This is a genomic window from Cupriavidus sp. 2KB_3, assembly GCF_052115685.1.
Taxonomy (GTDB): Bacteria; Pseudomonadota; Gammaproteobacteria; order Burkholderiales; family Burkholderiaceae; genus Cupriavidus; species Cupriavidus campinensis.
Genome location: NZ_JBFRHD010000002.1, coordinates 313,294 through 330,190, shown reverse-complemented (window position 1 = coordinate 330,190; position 16,897 = coordinate 313,294). Strand labels below are relative to the sequence as shown.

Annotated in this window: 13 protein-coding genes; 8 read left to right on the top strand and 5 right to left on the bottom strand. The window is 69.6% G+C overall.

The window, feature by feature from the left end:
• The 5 genes from AB4120_RS03335 to AB4120_RS03315 form a co-directional block, all read left to right on the top strand.
• Positions 1-117: IS3 family transposase (locus AB4120_RS03335; RefSeq protein ID WP_441641843.1), on the top strand; the 117-nt coding region annotated here is incomplete at its 5' end.
• A 268-nt stretch (positions 118-385) separates the two neighbouring features.
• A complete protein-coding gene (locus tag AB4120_RS03330) occupies positions 386-1,069 on the top strand; it encodes a tetratricopeptide repeat protein (RefSeq protein WP_441641842.1) in 684 nt (227 codons plus the stop codon).
• 153 nt (positions 1,070-1,222) lie between these two features.
• Complete coding sequence (locus AB4120_RS03325) at positions 1,223-4,756, top strand: transglutaminase family protein (RefSeq protein WP_149136974.1); 3,534 nt, start codon at positions 1,223-1,225, stop codon at positions 4,754-4,756.
• A gap of 30 nt (positions 4,757-4,786) precedes the next feature.
• Positions 4,787-7,429, top strand: a complete 2,643-nt coding sequence (locus AB4120_RS03320) for a circularly permuted type 2 ATP-grasp protein (protein WP_149136973.1) — start codon at positions 4,787-4,789, stop codon at positions 7,427-7,429.
• Positions 7,426-8,400: a transglutaminase family protein gene (locus tag AB4120_RS03315; RefSeq protein WP_149136972.1), complete on the top strand. Its 975-nt coding sequence runs from the start codon at positions 7,426-7,428 to the stop codon at positions 8,398-8,400. The genes AB4120_RS03320 and AB4120_RS03315 overlap by 4 nt, the downstream gene beginning before the upstream one ends.
• Positions 8,401-8,512: 112 nt before the next feature.
• Here the strand turns inward: AB4120_RS03315 and gatB are convergent, their stop codons facing one another.
• From gatB to gatC, 5 genes are all read right to left on the bottom strand, one after another.
• Positions 8,513-9,967, bottom strand: a complete 1,455-nt coding sequence (gene gatB / locus AB4120_RS03310; RefSeq protein ID WP_149136971.1) for an Asp-tRNA(Asn)/Glu-tRNA(Gln) amidotransferase subunit GatB — start codon at positions 9,965-9,967, stop codon at positions 8,513-8,515.
• A 60-nt stretch (positions 9,968-10,027) separates the two neighbouring features.
• Positions 10,028-11,005, bottom strand: a complete 978-nt coding sequence (locus tag AB4120_RS03305; protein ID WP_262389500.1) for a dienelactone hydrolase family protein — start codon at positions 11,003-11,005, stop codon at positions 10,028-10,030.
• A 103-nt stretch (positions 11,006-11,108) separates the two neighbouring features.
• Positions 11,109-11,573: a hypothetical protein gene (locus tag AB4120_RS03300; protein ID WP_149136969.1), complete on the bottom strand. Its 465-nt coding sequence runs from the start codon at positions 11,571-11,573 to the stop codon at positions 11,109-11,111.
• The gene (gene gatA / locus AB4120_RS03295; protein ID WP_149136968.1) at positions 11,573-13,072 is read right to left on the bottom strand and encodes an Asp-tRNA(Asn)/Glu-tRNA(Gln) amidotransferase subunit GatA; all 1,500 of its coding nucleotides are present in this window, start codon (positions 13,070-13,072) and stop codon (positions 11,573-11,575) included. The genes AB4120_RS03300 and gatA overlap by 1 nt, the downstream gene beginning before the upstream one ends.
• Before the next feature lie 63 nt (positions 13,073-13,135).
• Entirely contained in the window at positions 13,136-13,435 is a 300-nt protein-coding gene (gatC, locus tag AB4120_RS03290; RefSeq protein WP_092291232.1) for an Asp-tRNA(Asn)/Glu-tRNA(Gln) amidotransferase subunit GatC, read from the bottom strand.
• A gap of 782 nt (positions 13,436-14,217) precedes the next feature.
• Here gatC and AB4120_RS03285 point away from each other — a divergent pair.
• The 3 genes from AB4120_RS03285 to mreD all read left to right on the top strand — a co-directional run bounded on the left by AB4120_RS03285 (position 14,218) and on the right by mreD (position 16,869).
• Entirely contained in the window at positions 14,218-15,261 is a 1,044-nt protein-coding gene (locus tag AB4120_RS03285) for a rod shape-determining protein (protein ID WP_011296266.1), read from the top strand.
• A gap of 127 nt (positions 15,262-15,388) precedes the next feature.
• Positions 15,389-16,360 carry a rod shape-determining protein MreC gene (gene mreC, locus AB4120_RS03280; protein WP_149136967.1) on the top strand — a complete coding sequence of 324 codons (972 nt, stop codon included), beginning with the start codon at positions 15,389-15,391 and terminating at the stop codon, positions 16,358-16,360.
• A complete protein-coding gene (gene mreD, locus AB4120_RS03275) occupies positions 16,357-16,869 on the top strand; it encodes a rod shape-determining protein MreD (RefSeq protein WP_149136966.1) in 513 nt (170 codons plus the stop codon). The genes mreC and mreD overlap by 4 nt, the downstream gene beginning before the upstream one ends.
• The last annotated feature ends 28 nt before the right edge of the window (positions 16,870-16,897 follow it).

Below are 16,897 nucleotides of genomic sequence, written 5' to 3'. Positions count from 1 at the left end.
CAGTTGCGTCGTGGCATAGCCGAATACATCCGGTACTACAATCACGACCGCATCAAGCTCAAGCTAAAAGGGCTGAGTCCTGTGCAATACAGGACCCAGCCCTTGGCCGCGGCCTAACTTACCCGTCCAACTTTAGGGGGTCAGTTCATTCGGGAGCCTTTTTCGTTTGCATCCCCATTCTCTGCAGGCGGTGTCCCCCAGTCTTCTGTGCCGCCCAATCCACGTACATGAGACGACTCGCATTCTGGCGAGCCAGTCGAAGCGTCGTCCGCTACACTGAATCGATAGCGCCCCGTTCCGTCCGACCCCCGTTCGCCGGAGTCACGTCATGTCTGCCTCCCTTGTCTCGATTCGCCAGGCCGCTGCTGCCGCTGTGCTGGCGAGCATGGTGCTGATGGTCCTCCTGCTGTCCGTGGCCCATGCCGCGCCGATGCGGGCCGCCACCGAGCCGCGGGCGCCCGCGCAGGCGCAGACGCGCGATGCCGTCAGCGCCTACGAGGCCGGGCAGTTCGATGTCGCGCTCCAGGGGTTTGCCGCGGCAGCGCAGAAGGGCAACCGGCTGGCCCAGTTCAACTACGCGATGATGCTGCTGCGTGGCGAGGGCACCTCGCCCAAGCCGCAGGAGGCGCTGGGCTGGCTGCGCAAGGCCGCTGACAACCAGATGACACATGCGCAGTTCACATTGGGCGATCTGAGCGAGCGCGGCGAGCTGGTGCCGAAGTCGCTCGAGGAGGCCAACCGCTGGTACGCGCGCGCGGCGCAGGGCGGGCATGTGCAGGCGCAGATGGCGCTGGCCACCAACTACTTCACCGGCCGGGGCGTGCCGCGCGACTACGGCAAGGCGTTCACGTGGTACAGCCGGGCCGCCACAGCCGGCGACGGCGGCGCGCAGTACATCGTCGGCAGCTATTACGAGCGCGGCGAGCCCGGGGTGGTGGACAAGGACATCGAGCAGGCCAAGATCTGGTATGCCCGCGCGGCGGCGGGCGGGGACCCCGGCGCGCTGGCCAAGCTGCGGTCGCTGCTGGAGGAGGGGCTGCGCGCCAAGCGTAGCGGCGGGTCGATGTGAAGCGCCGCCCGCGCCACCTTGCCGGGGCCAGTGCGCGGTCTGCCGACAGGGCTCGGTACAAGTCTTGCTTGCTGCATTCCCATCCGGCCGATGCCTATCTGGACGATTCACTGACGCTTCACTGACGATTCACCGCACCCCTGGGAGGTTGTAGTGGCTACGCACGTCGCGCTGAACCATGTCACGCATTACCGCTACGACCGGCCGGTGAATCTGTCACCGCAAGTCGTGCGGCTGCGCCCCGCGCCGCATTGCCGGACCCCGATCCTGTCCTATTCCCTGCGCATCGAGCCCGCGCAGCACTTCGTGAACTGGCAGCAGGACCCGTTCTCCAACTACCTCGCCCGCCTGGTCATCCCGGAGAAGACCACCAGCTTCAAGGTCACGGTGGACCTCGTGGCGGAAATGGCGGTCTACAACCCGTTCGATTTCTTCCTGGGGCCATCGGCCGAGACGTTTCCGTTCGACTACGACGCCAGCCTCGGGCACGACCTCGCCCCCTATCTGGTGCGCGGCGAGCTGACGCCGCGGCTGGCGGCCTTCGTGGCCAGCATCGACCGCACGCCCACCGCCACGCTGGACTTCCTGGTGGCCCTGAACCAGCGCCTCCAGCACGACATCCGGTACCTGATCCGCATGGAGCCGGGGGTGCAGACGCCCGAGACCACGCTGGAGAACGCCTCCGGCTCGTGCCGCGACACCGGCTGGCTCCTGGTGCAGACGCTGCGCCATCTTGGGCTGGCGGCGCGCTTCGTCTCGGGCTACCTGCTGCAGCTGACGCCCGATGTGAAGGCCGTGGATGGCCCGGTGGGCGCCGAGACCGATTTCACCGATCTCCACGCCTGGTGCGAGGTCTACCTGCCCGGCGCCGGCTGGATCGGGCTGGACCCCACCTCCGGGCTGCTGGCCGGGGAGGGGCACATCCCGCTGGCCTGCACGCCGGAGCCCGGCGGCGCCTCGCCGGTGAGCGGGGCGGTGGACGAGTGCGAGGTCTCCTTCGAGCACCATATGTCGATCACGCGCATCTATGAGTCCCCGCGCGTGACCAAGCCCTATACCGAGGCGCAGTGGATGGCCGTCGATGCGGCCGGCGCCGCCGTCGACCGCACCCTGGAGCAGATGGACGTGCGCCTGACGATGGGCGGGGAGCCCACCTTCGTCGCCGCGCGCGACCGGGAGGGCGCGGAATGGAACACCGACGCGCTCGGCCCCACCAAGCGCGGGCTGGCCACCGAACTGGTGCAGAAGCTGCGCGCGCAATATGGCGAGGGCGGCTTCCTGCACTTTGGCCAGGGCAAGTGGTATCCGGGCGAGCAGTTGCCGCGCTGGGCGCTGTCGATCTGCTGGCGTGCCGATGGCGTGCCGTGCTGGGAGAACCCGGCGCTGTTCGCCGATGAGCGCGAGCCGGACGCCTACACCGACGCCGACGCGCGGCGCTTCATCGAAACCCTGAGCGCCCGGCTTGGCCTGGCCTCGCATTTCATCCTGCCCGGCTACGAGGACGTCTGGTACTACCTGTGGCGTGAGCGCAGCCTGCCGGTCAACGTCGATCCGCACGAGGCGCGGCTGGAAGACGCCATGGAGCGCGCGCGGCTGCGCCGGGTGTTCGAGAGCGGCCTGTCACGCGTGACCGGCTACGTGCTGCCGCTGGCCCGCGCCACGCAGGACCCGCCGTCACGCAATGACGCCGCATGGATTACCGGCCCGTGGTTCCTGCGCGATGACCGCATGTATCTGCTGCCCGGCGATTCGCCGATGGGCTACCGGCTGCCGCTCGACGCGCTGCCTTGGGTGTCCGAGGCTGACTATCCGTGGCAGTTCGACCAGGACCCCTTTGCCCCGCGCGCGCCGCTGCCGGCCACCACGCCGCTGCGCAGCCAGTCGCCCGCGCCAGCCGGCGGGCTGTCGCTCGACCCCACCGGGCTGGGCCCGGCCGCGATGGCGGCACGCCGTGCGCAGGCGCGCGGCGAGGCCGTCGCCCCGATGCCATCCGGGGCGCCAGCCGAGCCAGCATCCGCGCCATCCGCCACGGGCGCCGCACCGGGCCTGGCCCCGGCCTTCACCCGCCCGCCCGCGCTTGGCGAGTCGGCGGCGGACATCATCCGTACCGCGCTCTGCGTGGAAGTGCGCCACCCCAGCCGCGCCGCCGGCCCGGCCGTCGAGTTGAAGGCGATGGGCGACAAGCGCGGCATCCTCTATGTCTTCATGCCGCCGCTGACTGTGCTGGAGGACTACCTCGCACTGGTGGCCGAGGTGGAAGCCACGGCGGCCGAACTCGGCATGAAGATCGTGATGGAAGGCTACCCGCCGCCGCGCGATCCGCGCCTGAAGCTGCTCCAGGTCACCCCGGACCCGGGCGTGATCGAGGTCAACATCCACCCGGCCAGCAACTGGGCGGAGCTGGTGGAGCACACCGAGTTTCTCTATCAGGCCGCGCACGAGACGCACCTCTCCACCGACAAGTTCATGCTCGATGGCCGCCACACCGGCACGGGCGGCGGCAACCACTTCGTGCTCGGCGGCGCCACGCCGGCGGACAGCCCCTTCCTGCGCCGGCCTGACGTGCTGGCCAGCCTGATCGCCTACTGGCACAACCATCCCTCGCTGTCCTACCTGTTCTCGGGCCTGTTCATCGGGCCGACCAGCCAGGCGCCGCGCGTGGACGAGGCGCGCAACGACCAGCTCTACGAACTGGAGATCGCCTTCGCGGAACTGCGCCGGCAGGTGGCCCTGCACGAAGGCGCCGGCGATGGCTACACCCCGCCATGGCTGATCGACCGGGCGCTGCGTAACCTGCTGGTAGATGTGACGGGTAATACGCATCGATCCGAATTCTGCATCGACAAGCTCTATTCCCCCGATGGGCCCACGGGCCGGCTTGGCCTGCTGGAGCTGCGCGCCTTCGAAATGCCGCCGCACGCGCGCATGAGCCTGGTGCAGCAACTGCTGCTGCGGGCCATGGTCGCCCGTTTCTGGCGCACGCCCTATACGGCGCGGCTCACGCGCTGGGGCACCGCGCTGCACGACCGCTTCATGCTCGGCACCTTCGTGCAGATGGATCTGGAGGACGTGCTCGCCGAGATGCGCAGCGCCGGCTTCGTGTTCGAGTCCGCGTGGTTTGCGCCGCACTTCGAGTTCCGCTTCCCGCGCGTGGGCGAGGTGGAGGCCGAGGCGGCCGGGCTGTCGCTGCAGCTGCGCGCGGCGCTGGAGCCGTGGCACGTGATGGGCGAGGAGGGCGCGGCGGGCGGCACGGTGCGCTATGTCGATTCGTCGGTGGAGCGGCTCGAGGTGCGCGTGCTCGGCATGAACGAGACCCGCCACGTGGTGACGGTGAATGGCCGGACCATCCCGCTCCAGCCCACCGGGCGCGCCGGCGAGTACGTGGCGGGCGTGCGCTACCGCGCCTGGGCGCCGCCATCGTCGCTGCATCCCACCATCGGCGCGCATGCCCCGCTCACCTTCGACGTGGTGGATACGTGGATGGATCGCAGCGTTGGGGGATGTCAGTATCATGTTTCCCACCCCGGAGGCCGTAATTACCAGACATTCCCGGTGAACGCCTACGAGGCCGAAAGCCGGCGGCTGGCCCGCTTTTTCACCATCGGCCATACGCCGGGGCGGTCCGTGGCGCCGCCGGTGGAGCGCAGCCTCGAATTCCCCTTTACGCTCGATCTGCGGCAGATATAAGCCGACACCCTCCCCCGGAGACCTCTCCCCGTGCCCTTGCAGTCGTCGCTTCCCCTCGACGGATCGGACAGCCCGGCTGCCATGGCGGGCCGGCTGGCCCTGCCCGTGCCGGACGGCCATCTGGACGAGCTGCGCCTGCCGGACGGCACGCTGCGCGCGCCCTGGGCGCGCTTCTTCGCGGAACTGGGCGAGCAGGGCGACCTCGGCAGCCTGAGCCCGGACGCGCTGGCGGCGCGTGCGGCGGCGGTGGCGCGCCAGATCCGCGACAACGGCGTGACCTACAACGTCTATGCCGACCAGGGCGGCGGCGCGCGGGCGTGGCAGCTGGAATTGCTGCCATTCCTGATCGCCGAGGAGGACTGGGCCGTGATCGAGCGCGGCGCGGCCCAGCGCGCCACGCTCGCCAACGCCATCATGGCCGACATCTACGGCCCCCAGACGCTGCTCACGCGCGGCCTGCTGCCGCCGGGGCTGGTCTACGGCCATCCCGGCTACATGCGGCCCCTCAAGGGCTACCAGCCGCCGGGCGGCAGCTTCCTCCAGACCATGGCGATCGACCTGGTCCATACCGACGATGGCTGGACCGTCATCGCCCATCGCACGGAAACCCCGTCGGGCATGGGCTACGCGCTGGAGAACCGGCTGATCATCTCGGGCCAGTTCGCCGATGCCTTCCGCGAGATGCGTGTGCGGCGCCTGCCGCCGGCCTTTGCCCAGTTGATCTCCACGCTGGCCCACGCGCCGCTGGTGGCGGGGGCGGATGAAGGGGCCTCGCTGCCGTCGAGCGGCGGGCTGCACATCGTGCTGCTGTCGCCGGGGCCGTTCAACGAGACCTATTTCGAGCACACCTTCCTGGCGCGCTACCTCGGCATCACGCTGGTGGAAGGCAAGGACCTGACCGTGCGCAACGACATGGTCTACCTGAAGACGTTCGGCGGGCTGGAGCGCGTGGACGTGATCCTGCGCCGGCTGGACGACGTGTTCTGCGACCCGCTGGAGCTGCGCAGCGACTCCACCATCGGCGTGCCGGGGCTGCTGGAGGCGATGCGGGCGGGCAACGTGATGGTGTCCAACGTGCCCGGCGCGGGCTTCCTGGAGTCGCCGGCGATCCACGGCTTCCTGCCGGGCATCGCCCGCGCGCTGCTGGACGAGACGCTGATCCTGCCCGCGGTGTCGAGCTGGTGGTGCGGCGAGGCCGCCGCGCAGGACGAGGCCATGTCGACGCTGGCCGAGGCCTTCGTCATGCCCACCTATCCGCGCGTGCCGGGCGAGCCGCGCCTGGGCATGGAGCGCGGGCTGCAGCCGCTCGAAGACTGGCGCGCGCGCATCGCCGAGACGCCCGACCGCTACACGCTGCAGGCGCCGCTGCCGCTGTCGCACACGCCGTGCTGGGAGCCGGACGGGCGCGGTGGCGGGCGCATTGGCTCGCGGGCGGCCATGCTGCGCGTGTTTGCCATCGCCGATGGCAACGGCGGCTGGCAGGTCATGCCGGGCGGGTTCATGCGACTGGCGCCGCCCCGGCTGGAGGCGGTGTCGATGCAGCTGGGCGGCACCAGCGCTGACACCTGGGTGCTCTCCAGCCAGACCTCGGGCGCCGCCGCCAGCCCGCTGGCCGCGCGCAGCGGGCTGGCGGCGGCGCCTGCCTCGCGGCCGCTGGCCGTCTCCAGCCGGGCCGCCGAGAACCTGTACTGGGCCGGCCGCTACGCGGAGCGCGCCGAGAACACGGTGCGCCTGTGCCGGCAGATCCTCGGCTCGATCGAATCGAACGACGAAACCGACGATGGCACGCTGAACATGATCGGCCAGCTGGCGCAGTGGTTTGGCCTGGTGCCGGCCCAGACGCCCTCGCCGCAGGCGTCGCTGCGGGTGTTCGAGCGCAGCCTGGTGTCCGCGCTGGCCGATGCCAGCGGCAGCGCCGGCGTGGTGCAGACGCTGGCCAGCCACGCGCGCGCGGCCAATGAGATCCGCAACCGGCTGTCGAACGATCACTGGCGCACCATCCTGGCCGCCCGCAACGACTTCCATGATGCGATGGCCGCTGCGGCATGCCCGGCCGGCTCGGCCAGCGGCGAGGGCGCGTACGACCGCTCCCGGGTGCTGGTCGCGCTGGAGCAGCTGTCAATGCAGCTTGGCGCGATCAGCGGCGCGCAGGGCGACCGCATGTCGCGTGACGAAGCGTGGCGGCTGGTGTTCATCGGCCGTCATATCGAGCGCGTCTCCACGCTGGCGCTGTTCCTGGAGGTGGCCGAGCGCAGTGGCGCGCTGCGTTCGCGCAGCGGCTTCGACCTGCTGCTGCACCTGTTCGACAGCACGCTGACCTATCGCTCGCTGTTCCCGGGCCGGACCGATGTGCCGGCGCTGGTGGACCTGCTCGTGCTGGACCCCACCAACCCGCGCGGCCTCTACGGCGTGCTGGACCGCCTGCGCGAGAAGCTGGTGCAGCTGCCGACCGGCGCCACCGGCCAGGCCCGCGTGCCGCTGGCGGAACTGCTGCCGCCGGCCAGCGCGCTGCCGTCGCGCACGGTGCTGTGCACCACCGATGACGATGGCCGCCATGCCACCCTGGCCGCGCTGTGCGACCAGCTCGGCGCGCGCATGGCCAAGCTGTCCGACGAGATCGGCGGCCGCTACTTCAGCCATGCCGGCGTGGCGCCGGAAACGGACCTGCCATGAGCGTGAACCCCGTGCCTGCCGTTCCTCCGGCCCCGATCGCCGCGACGCCGACGCCGACGCCAACACCAACGCCTGACGCCCCGCCCAAGCCATCCACCCTGAGCGTGCACCACGTCACCACGTACCAGTACGCCTGGCCCGTGGAGCACGCGCAGCAGCGCGCCGTGGTCACGCCGCCGTCCTACCCGTGGCAGGCGGTGAGCACGCACTGCACGGCCATCGATCCGCCGCCCTCGCACCAACATGTGCGCACCGATGCCTTCGGCAACAACGTGCTGCATTTCATGCTCGACGTGCCGCACGAGACCATGCGGCTGACCACGGCCAGCACGGTCACGCTGAGGCCGCGCTGGGCCAGGCTCGACCCGGCCCGCAGCCCGCCGTGGGAAGAGGCCGCGCAACGGCTGCGCTACCGCGCCGGCCAGCCGTTCGACCCCGAGACCGAGTTCGTCTTCGCCTCGCCCAATGTGGCGCTGCACGCGGACCTGCGCGACTACGCCCGGCGCAGCTTCACGCCCGGGGTGAGCGTGGTGGCTGGCGCCATCGACCTGATGCACCGCATCCACGCCGATTTCGAGTACCACGCCGAGATCACCGAGGTCCACACGCCCGCGCTGGAGGCCTTCGCGCTGCGCAGCGGCGTGTGCCAGGACTTCGCCCAGGTGATGATCGGCTGCCTGCGCTCGCTCGGGCTGCCCGGGCGCTATGTCAGCGGCTATCTCCGCACCGACCCGCCGCCGGGCGAACCGCGCCTGCTGGGCGCCGACGCCTCGCACGCCTGGGCCGGCGTCTGGTGCCCCGAGAACGGCTGGGTCGATCTCGACCCGACCAACGACATGCTGGCCGACACCCGCCACGTCACCCTGGCCATCGCCCGCGACTACAGCGACGTGCCCCTGCTGCACGGCGTCATCGTGGGCGGCGGGGAGCACACGGTGGAGGTGGAGGTGAGCGTGGTGCCGGTGGAGTGAGCCGCCGTCAGAACCGTCCGCCCAACAAAAAAGCCGGCCGCTTGCGCGGACCGGCTTTCTTTCGCCAGACAGGTTAGATGGGCCAGATGGGTCGGATGACGCCGGGGGCGGGTCAGCCGAGCTTCTTCTTGAGCAGCTCGTTGACCTGGGCCGGGTTGGCCTTGCCCTTGGTGGCCTTCATGGCCTGGCCGACCAGCGCGTTGAAGGCCTTTTCCTTGCCGGCGCGGAACTCTTCGACCGACTTGGCGTTGGCGGCCAGCACGTCGTCGATGATCTTCTCGAGTTCGCCGGTGTCGGACATCTGCTTGAGGCCCTTGGCGGCGATGATCGCGTCGGCGTCGCCGCCGGACTCGCCGGCCCACATCGCCGGGAAGACGTCCTTCTTGGCGGTGTTGTTGGACACCGTGCCGTCGGCGATGCGCGCCAGCAGCTTGGCCAGTTGCGCCGGGCGCACCGGGGCGTCGTCGATGGCCATGCCTTCGCGGTTCAGTTGCGACGCCACGTCGCCCATCAGCCAGTTGGCCGCCGGCTTGGCGCTGGCCACGCCGGCCTCGGTCACCACGGCCTCGAAGTACGCGGCGAGGGATTTGGTGGCCGTGAGCGTGCTTGCATCGTAGGCGGAGAGGCCGTACTGCGAGACGAAGCGCGCCTGCATCGCCACCGGCAGCTCGGGCAGGCCGGCGCGCACGCGCTCGACCCACTCGGCGTCGATCTCGAGCGGCATCAGGTCCGGATCGGGGAAGTAGCGGTAGTCGTGCGCGTCTTCCTTGGTGCGCATCGCGCGCGTCTCACCGGTGTCCGGGTCGAACAGCACGGTGGCCTGGACGATCTTGCGGCCGTCCTCGATCTCGTTGATCTGCCACTGCACTTCGTAGTCGATGGCCTGCTGGAGGAAGCGGAACGAGTTCAGGTTCTTGATTTCGCGGCGGGTGCCGAATTCCTTCTGGCCGACCGGGCGCACGGAGACGTTGGCGTCGCACCGGAAGCTGCCTTCCTGCATGTTGCCGTCGCAGATGCCCAGCCATACCACGAGCGAGTGCAGGGCCTTGGCGTAGGCCACGGCCTCGGCCGAGCTGCGCATGTCCGGCTCCGTCACGATCTCCAGCAGCGGCGTGCCGGCGCGGTTCAGGTCGATGCCGGTCATGCCGGCGAAATCCTCGTGCAGCGACTTGCCCGCATCCTCCTCGAGGTGGGCACGGGTCAGGTTCACGGTCTTCTCGTAGACGCCCTGCCGTCCTTCCACCTGGATCGTGATGGTGCCGCCCTGCACCACCGGAATCTCGTACTGGCTGATCTGGTAGCCCTTCGGCAGGTCAGGGTAGAAGTAGTTCTTGCGCGCGAAGATACTGCGCGGCGCGATGTGGGCGCCGATGGCCAGCCCGAACTCGATGGCGCGCTCGACGGCGCCCTTGTTCAGCACGGGCAGCACGCCTGGCAGCGCCAGGTCCACGGGCGAGGCCTGCGTGTTGGGTTCGGCCCCGAACGCGGTGGAGGTGCCGGAAAAAATCTTCGAGGCGGTGGAGAGCTGCGTATGCGTCTCCAGGCCAATCACCACTTCCCATTGCATGGCGGTATTCCTGGTTTAAGTCTTCTGTTCTGTTCTATATAGGGCCGGACCCGGCGTTCTTCAGGGCGCCGGGTTCAACAGCCACGAATCGAGTTGGGCGAGCGCGGCCACCCGCGCCAGGGCGTCGCCGCCGCTGGCGGTATCGGCGCCCGGGGTGCGCCGGGGCGCGTCGCGCCGGCCGTGCAGCTCGCTGGTGCCGTCGAAGCCATGATAGGCGCCCGGGTAGATCTCAAGCCGGAAGCGCGCATCGGGCTGGCGCGCCAGCACGGCGTTCTGGAGCATCGCGCAGCGCGTGGCCGGGGTCCAGTCGTCCGCGCCGCCAATCATCATCAGCACCGGCGCGCGCAGCTTGAAATTGTGCTGCCGCACCACGCGCTTGCAGGCCGGGTAGAAGGCCACGGCGCGCTCCACGGCAGGCGTGCCGGCCGGCCACGGGCGGCTGGCGTCGATGGCGGCCAGCACTGCCTGCGCGCCGTTCGACCAACCCAGCAGCACGATGCGGCGCGGGTCCACGCCGGGCTGGCGCGCTACCCAGCGCAGCGCGGCCAGGGCATCGGCGCGGCGTGTCTTGTCGTCGATGCCGCGTGCGTCCGGCGTATCGCCGCAGCCGCTGGTGATGCGCCCGCGCGGGCCGAAGCTGTCCGGCATCAGCACGGCGTAGCCGCGCTCGGTCAGCCAGTGCGCGTACTCGCGGTAGCGGGCCTGCATGGTGCCGGCCGGATTGAGGATTTCGTCGATGGAACCCGTGCGCCGCGCCACGCGGTGCGTGTCTTCGAGCCCGCCGCAGCCGTGCAGCGCTATCACCACCGGCAGCGGCTGCGCCCGTGGATGGCCGCTGTCGCGCGGCAGGAACCAGTAGGCCGGCAGCGTCGGCATGCCGGCATCGCCGGCCAGCCGCACGCGCTGGACGATGGGCGCGGGGGCGGCCGGCGTGGACGTGGCCGCGGAAGCCGCCACCGCCGGCGCGCTGGAAGCCGAGATCGGCGCTTGCGGCGCCGAGACCGTGCTCCACGCCGGCACCGCGCTCACCGTCATCATCGCCAGTCCCGCGCGCAGCCAGCGCCGCACCCGAGGCATAACCCCGGGCATAACCCCGGCGGCGAAGGATGAGAGTGGGCGGCGTGGCGGCATGGGGGAGACGTTATCGCGTGCGCGCGCAGGCGCCCGTGTCCGGTTCGAACATCACCGGCCACGCTTCCTCATAGATGCCGGGCGTGCAGTGCGACTGGCAGCTCGCATGCGCCAGCGTCACGCGGCGCGGGTCCTGCCAGACCATCAGCTTGCAGGCGCTGCCATCGTTGGCGCGCAACTCGATATGTGGCGTCTTGCGCACCTGGCGGAAGTCGGCCAGATTGAAGCTGCACGAGCCACGCTTGCCGACCCACAGCTTCCACTGCAACTGCTGCACGGCGTTGTCCGCCACGCGCAGCTGGGCATCCTCGCGGAAACCGTCTTCCTCGGTGCGGCGGCAGTCGCCGTTCAGGTCGATGTCGCGCGCGGCGATGGGCGTGGAGCGCCCGCCGAACGGCAGCGAGCAGCCGGCCAGCACCACCGCGAGGGCCATCGCGGCGAAGAGGCGTAGCAGGCGCTTGTCGTGCATCGTCATCAGGCCGGGCGGCGCAGGTGCCAGTCGGTGGCCTGCTGGAAGGCATGGGCCACCTGCAGCAGGCGCGCTTCATCGAAATAGTTGCCGATCAGTTGCAGGCCGACGGGCATGTTGTCCTGCCCCGTGCCGCACGGCACGCTCATGCCGGGCAGGCCGGCGAGGCTGGTGGAGAGCGTGAAGATGTCGGCCAGGTACATCTGCACCGGGTCGGCGGTCTTCTCGCCGAGCTTCCACGCCACCGTGGGCGCCACCGGGCCCATGATCACGTCGCACTGGCTGAAGGCGCGCTGGAAATCGTCGGCGATGATGCGGCGGATCTTCTGCGCCTGCAGGTAATAGGCGTCGTAATAGCCGTGGGACAGCACGTAGGTGCCCACCAGGATGCGGCGCTTGACCTCGGCACCGAAGCCTTCGGCGCGGGACTTCTTGTACATGTCGAGCAGGTCGCCGTACTCGGCCGCGCGGTGGCCGTAGCGTACGCCGTCGAAGCGCGACAGGTTGCTCGACGCCTCGGCCGGCGCAATCACGTAGTACACCGGGATCGACAGTTCGGTCTTGGGCAGGGTCACGTCGACCAGCGTCGCGCCGAGCTTCTCGTATTCGGCCAGCGCGCCGCGCACGGCGGCTTCCACATCGGCGGACAGGCCCGCGCCAAAGTACTCGCGCGGCAGGCCGATGCGCAGGCCGGCCAGTGGCTTGTCGGCGCTGGCGCCGGCGCGCGGCTGGCCCAGATGGCGCGTGAAGTCCTCGTCCACGCCGCCCTGGGCGGGTGTGAGGCTGGTGGAATCCTTCGGATCGAAACCGGCCATGGCGTTGAGCAGCAGCGCGCAGTCCTCGGCCGAGCGGGCCATCGGGCCGCCCTGGTCGAGCGACGAGGCGAACGCGATCATGCCGTAGCGCGAGACGCGGCCGTAGGTCGGCTTGATGCCGGTGATGCCCGAGAACGACGCCGGCTGGCGGATCGAGCCGCCGGTGTCGGTGCCGGTGGCAGCCGGGGCCAGGCCCGCGGCCACGGCGGCGGCGGAACCGCCCGAGGAACCGCCCGGCACGCGCTGCTTGTCCCACGGGTTGCGCACGGGGCCGAAGTACGAGTTCTCGTTCGACGAACCCATCGCGAATTCGTCCATGTTGGTCTTGCCCAGCGTGACCATGCCGGCGGCGGCCAGGCGCTCCACCACGGTGGCGTCGAACGGGCTCTGGTAGCCGGCCAGCATCTTCGAGCCGGCCGTGGAGGCCCAGCCGCGCGTCACGAAGACGTCCTTGTGGGCGATGGGCACGCCGGTCAGCGGCGCGGCCTGGCCCTGGGCGCGGCGGTCGTCGGCGGCGCGGGCCTGGGCCAGGGTGAGGTCGGCGTTGACGTCGACGAAGGCATTCAGGTCGCGCGCGGCCTCGATGCGGGCGAGGTAGTCGCGCGCGAGTTCCTCGGCGGAAACGGTGCGCGCCGCCAGGGCATCGGCGATCTGGCGCAGGGAAGTCACGGAATCAGCGGAAAAGGACATGTCGGTCTGGTGTCTGCGGTGGCGGTCAGGGGCGGCGGCGGGCCGGGCTGGTGGGCCCGGGCGTCACTCGATGACCTTCGGCACCAGGTAGAGGCCGCGCTCGGTGGCCGGGGCCGGACGCTGGTAGTCTTCGCGGCGGTCGGTCTCGGTCACGGCATCCTCGCGCAGGCGCTGGGCGATGTCGCGCACGGCGGAGAGCGGGTGCGCCAGCGGCTCGATACCGGTGGTGTCCACCGCCTGCATCTGCTCCACCAGCGAGAAGAAGTTGTTCAGTTGGGCGAGCGTCTGCGCGGCCTCGGCATCGCTGGTTTCGATGCGGGCCAGGTGCGCGATGCGCTTGACGTCGGAGAGTGCGAGAGCCATGGCGTGATGCGGCGCGGGCGCCGGGTTCAGTCCAGCGGACTGGGGATGTTGCGGTCGGGTGGCGGGCAGGACGCCCGGAGCGGGGTCCGGGGGCGCCCCCGGGATCGTTTCGTTACAAGTTTTTCCGGGCGCTGACGCCCCGAAACAGCGTGGATTATAAGGTATCATTACGCGTTGCAGGCCTCCCGCAACGCGGACTTCACATGGCGCGCCAAATGGCGGGTTCCAGGCAGGTCGCGGGTCACTCCGGCGCATGCGCCGGTGATGCCGTCGCCACTGCCGGCACGCACCATGAGTGCCGGGCAGGGCGGTCGGGCGGGGCACGCGGCGCGCGAGCGTCGCGAGACTGCAACAGACTGCAAGAGCAGGCAGGAAACGCGATTGGCGAACGATAAAGGCACGGCCCGGCGGCAAGTCCGCGATTAGCAGCCGGTTTTCATCGCAGTTTCACACTTCACAATCAGGTTCCTCCGATTAGGCTTCTGCCATCGTCAGGCGATTTTCCGACCTGTCCGGCGCATCTGGCGGCGAACTTTCGCGCAGAGTCTAATCAAAGGTTCCCGTAGGTCCGGCGTGCAGGCTGCGCCGGTTGCGGATCGCCGATGACCGGGCGGGCATGCGCCCCCTCGCCGTCGGCACCGGGGCGTACCGGCTTGCCGGTACGGGCCGCAGCGCACCGGGGGAACCGTGAACCATCACCCTTGCAAACGTATACCTGGCCGGGCCGAACACGGCGCCGGCCGTTTCGCATACTCGCGAACCAACAAAAGACAGGATTCCTGATGTTCGGATTTCTCCGCAGCTATTTCTCCAACGACCTGGCCATCGACCTGGGCACCGCCAACACGCTGATCTATATGCGCGACAAGGGCATCGTCCTGGACGAGCCGTCGGTCGTGGCCATCCGTCAGGAAGGCGGCCCCAACGCCAAGAAGACGATCCAGGCGGTTGGCAAGGAAGCCAAGCAGATGCTGGGCAAGGTGCCGGGCAATATCGAGGCCATCCGCCCGATGAAGGACGGCGTGATCGCCGACTTCACCGTGACCGAGCAGATGCTCAAGCAGTTCATCAAGATGGTCCATGACTCGAAGCTGCTGCGCCCGAGCCCCCGGATCATCATCTGCGTGCCGTGCGGCTCCACCCAGGTGGAACGCCGCGCCATCCGCGAATCGGCGCTGGGCGCCGGGGCCAGCCAGGTGTACCTGATCGAGGAGCCGATGTCGGCCGCGATCGGCGCCGGGCTGCCGGTGTCGGAACCGTCGGGCTCGATGGTGGTGGACATCGGCGGCGGCACCACCGAGGTGGGCATCATCTCGCTGGGCGGCATGGTCTACAAGGGTTCGGTGCGCGTGGGCGGTGACAAGTTCGACGAAGCCATCGTCAACTACATCCGCCGCAACTACGGCATGCTGATCGGCGAACAGACCGCCGAAGCCATCAAGAAGGAAATCGGCTCGGCATTCCCGGGTTCCGAAGTGCGCGAGATGGAAGTCAAGGGCCGCAACCTGTCCGAAGGCATTCCGCGCGCGTTCACGGTTTCGTCGAACGAAATCCTCGAAGCCCTGACCGATCCGCTGAACCAGATCGTGTCCGCCGTGAAGATCGCCCTCGAGCAGACGCCCCCGGAACTGGGTGCCGACATCGCCGAGCGCGGCATGATGCTGACCGGTGGCGGCGCGCTGCTGCGCGACCTGGACCGCCTGCTGGCCGAGGAAACCGGCCTGCCGGTGCTGGTGGCCGAAGACCCGCTGACCTGCGTGGTGCGCGGCTCCGGCATGGCGCTCGAGCGCATGGACAAGCTCGGCAGCATCTTCTCGTACGAGTAAGAACAGGAACCGCAACGTGGCGACACGCGGCATGCCGGCCCCCGCAGGCTGCGCCGGCGCGTGCGCCACGAGATTTCCGCCCTCTCCCGCCGCCCCCGGCGGGATGACTTCGCCTGCGCACGGGTAAATGGATTACTCCCCACCGCCGCTCTTCAAGCAAGGCACGTCCGCCGTGGCGCGGCTGGTCATCTTCGTGACCATCGCGCTGGCGCTGCTCGTGGTCGATGCCCGCTTCGACGCCATGCGCGTCGCGCGGCAGGTTGCCGCCACCGTGCTGATGCCGGTGGAACGCGTGGTCCTGGTGCCGCGCGACGCGCTGCGCGGCGTCTTTGACTACGCCCAGTCGTCCGTCACGCTGGCCAACGAGAACCGCGAACTGCGCCGCAGCGCCGTGGAGCAGGCCAGCGCTGCGGTGCGCCAGGCCCAGCTCGAGGCCGAGAACAACCAGCTGCGCAAGCTGCTGAACCTGACCCAGCAATCGGCCACGCCGGTCGTGGCGGCCGAGATCCTCTATGACGCCCGCGACCCGTACAGCCAGCGCATCGTGATCGACCGGGGCAGCGTGCAGGGCCTGCGCGCCGGCTATCCGGTGATCGACGAACGCGGCGTGATCGGCCAGATCACGCGGGTCTCGCCACTCCAGGCCGAGGTGACGCTGCTGACCGACAAGGACCAGGCGATTCCGGTCCAGGTGGTGCGTAACGGGCTGCGCAGCGTGGCCTTTGGCGGCTCGCGCGCAGGGCAGCTCGACCTGCGCTTCATGGCCGCTTCGGCCGATCTTCAGCAAGGCGACCTTCTCGTCACATCCGGCCTGGACGGTACCTATCCGCCCGGCCTGCCGGTGGCGAAGATCACCCATATCGAGCGCAAGGCCGATACGGCCTTCTCGCGCGTGTATTGCGAGCCGGTGGCTGGCGTGCGCTCGCACCGGCAACTGCTGGTGGTGCGCTATGAGTCCGGGCTGGGCCCGCGTCCGCAGGACGAGGACAAGCCGCAGAAGGCCGAGCGCGGCGCGCGTTCGGCGGCGGCCCGCGCCGGTGCCGAGAAGTCGGCAGAGAAAAACGGCGAAAAACCTGACGCCACGGAGCCCGCACGGTGACCAATCCCCAGTATCTGCTGCGCCCGGTCAATCCCGCGTTCATCGCGGTGACGTTCATCGCCGCGTTCCTGTTCAACCTGATGCCGTGGGGCACCACGCTCTGGATTCCGGACATGGTGGCGCTGGTGCTGGTGTTCTGGAACATCCACCAACCGCGCAAGGTCGGCATGGGCGTGGCGTTCCTGCTGGGCCTGCTGATGGATGTGCACGATGCCCGCCTGCTGGGCGAGCACGCCATGGCCTACACGCTGCTGGCCTACTTCGCCATCACGATCCATCGCCGCGTGCTGTGGTTTTCCGTCTATACCCAGGCGCTGCATGTGCTGCCGCTGCTGTTTATCGTCCACGCCGTGCCGGTGGTGATCCGCCTGGCCATGGGCGCGCCCCTGCCGGGCTGGCAGTTGCTGCTGGCGCCCTGCATCGAGGCGCTGCTGTGGCCGTTGGCCACCAGTGTGCTGTTGGCGCCACAACGGCGTTCGCACGACGTCGACGAAACCAGACCGATTTAGCCGATCCAGCCTTCCCGGGCCGGATCGA

What these genes read in the sequence shown, in the direction of transcription:
- AB4120_RS03330 (WP_441641842.1), top strand. Translation starts at nt 386, where the DNA reads ATGGTGCTGATGGTCCTCCTGCTGTCCGTGGCCCATGCCGCGCCGATG.
- AB4120_RS03315 (WP_149136972.1), top strand. Translation starts at nt 7,426, where the DNA reads ATGAGCGTGAACCCCGTGCCTGCCGTTCCTCCGGCCCCGATCGCCGCG.
- gatB (WP_149136971.1), bottom strand. Translation starts at nt 9,967, where the DNA reads ATGCAATGGGAAGTGGTGATTGGCCTGGAGACGCATACGCAGCTCTCC.
- AB4120_RS03305 (WP_262389500.1), bottom strand. Translation starts at nt 11,005, where the DNA reads ATGATGACGGTGAGCGCGGTGCCGGCGTGGAGCACGGTCTCGGCGCCG.
- AB4120_RS03300 (WP_149136969.1), bottom strand. Translation starts at nt 11,573, where the DNA reads ATGACGATGCACGACAAGCGCCTGCTACGCCTCTTCGCCGCGATGGCC.
- gatA (WP_149136968.1), bottom strand. Translation starts at nt 13,072, where the DNA reads ATGTCCTTTTCCGCTGATTCCGTGACTTCCCTGCGCCAGATCGCCGAT.
- gatC (WP_092291232.1), bottom strand. Translation starts at nt 13,435, where the DNA reads ATGGCTCTCGCACTCTCCGACGTCAAGCGCATCGCGCACCTGGCCCGC.
- AB4120_RS03285 (WP_011296266.1), top strand. Translation starts at nt 14,218, where the DNA reads ATGTTCGGATTTCTCCGCAGCTATTTCTCCAACGACCTGGCCATCGAC.
- mreC (WP_149136967.1), top strand. Translation starts at nt 15,389, where the DNA reads ATGGATTACTCCCCACCGCCGCTCTTCAAGCAAGGCACGTCCGCCGTG.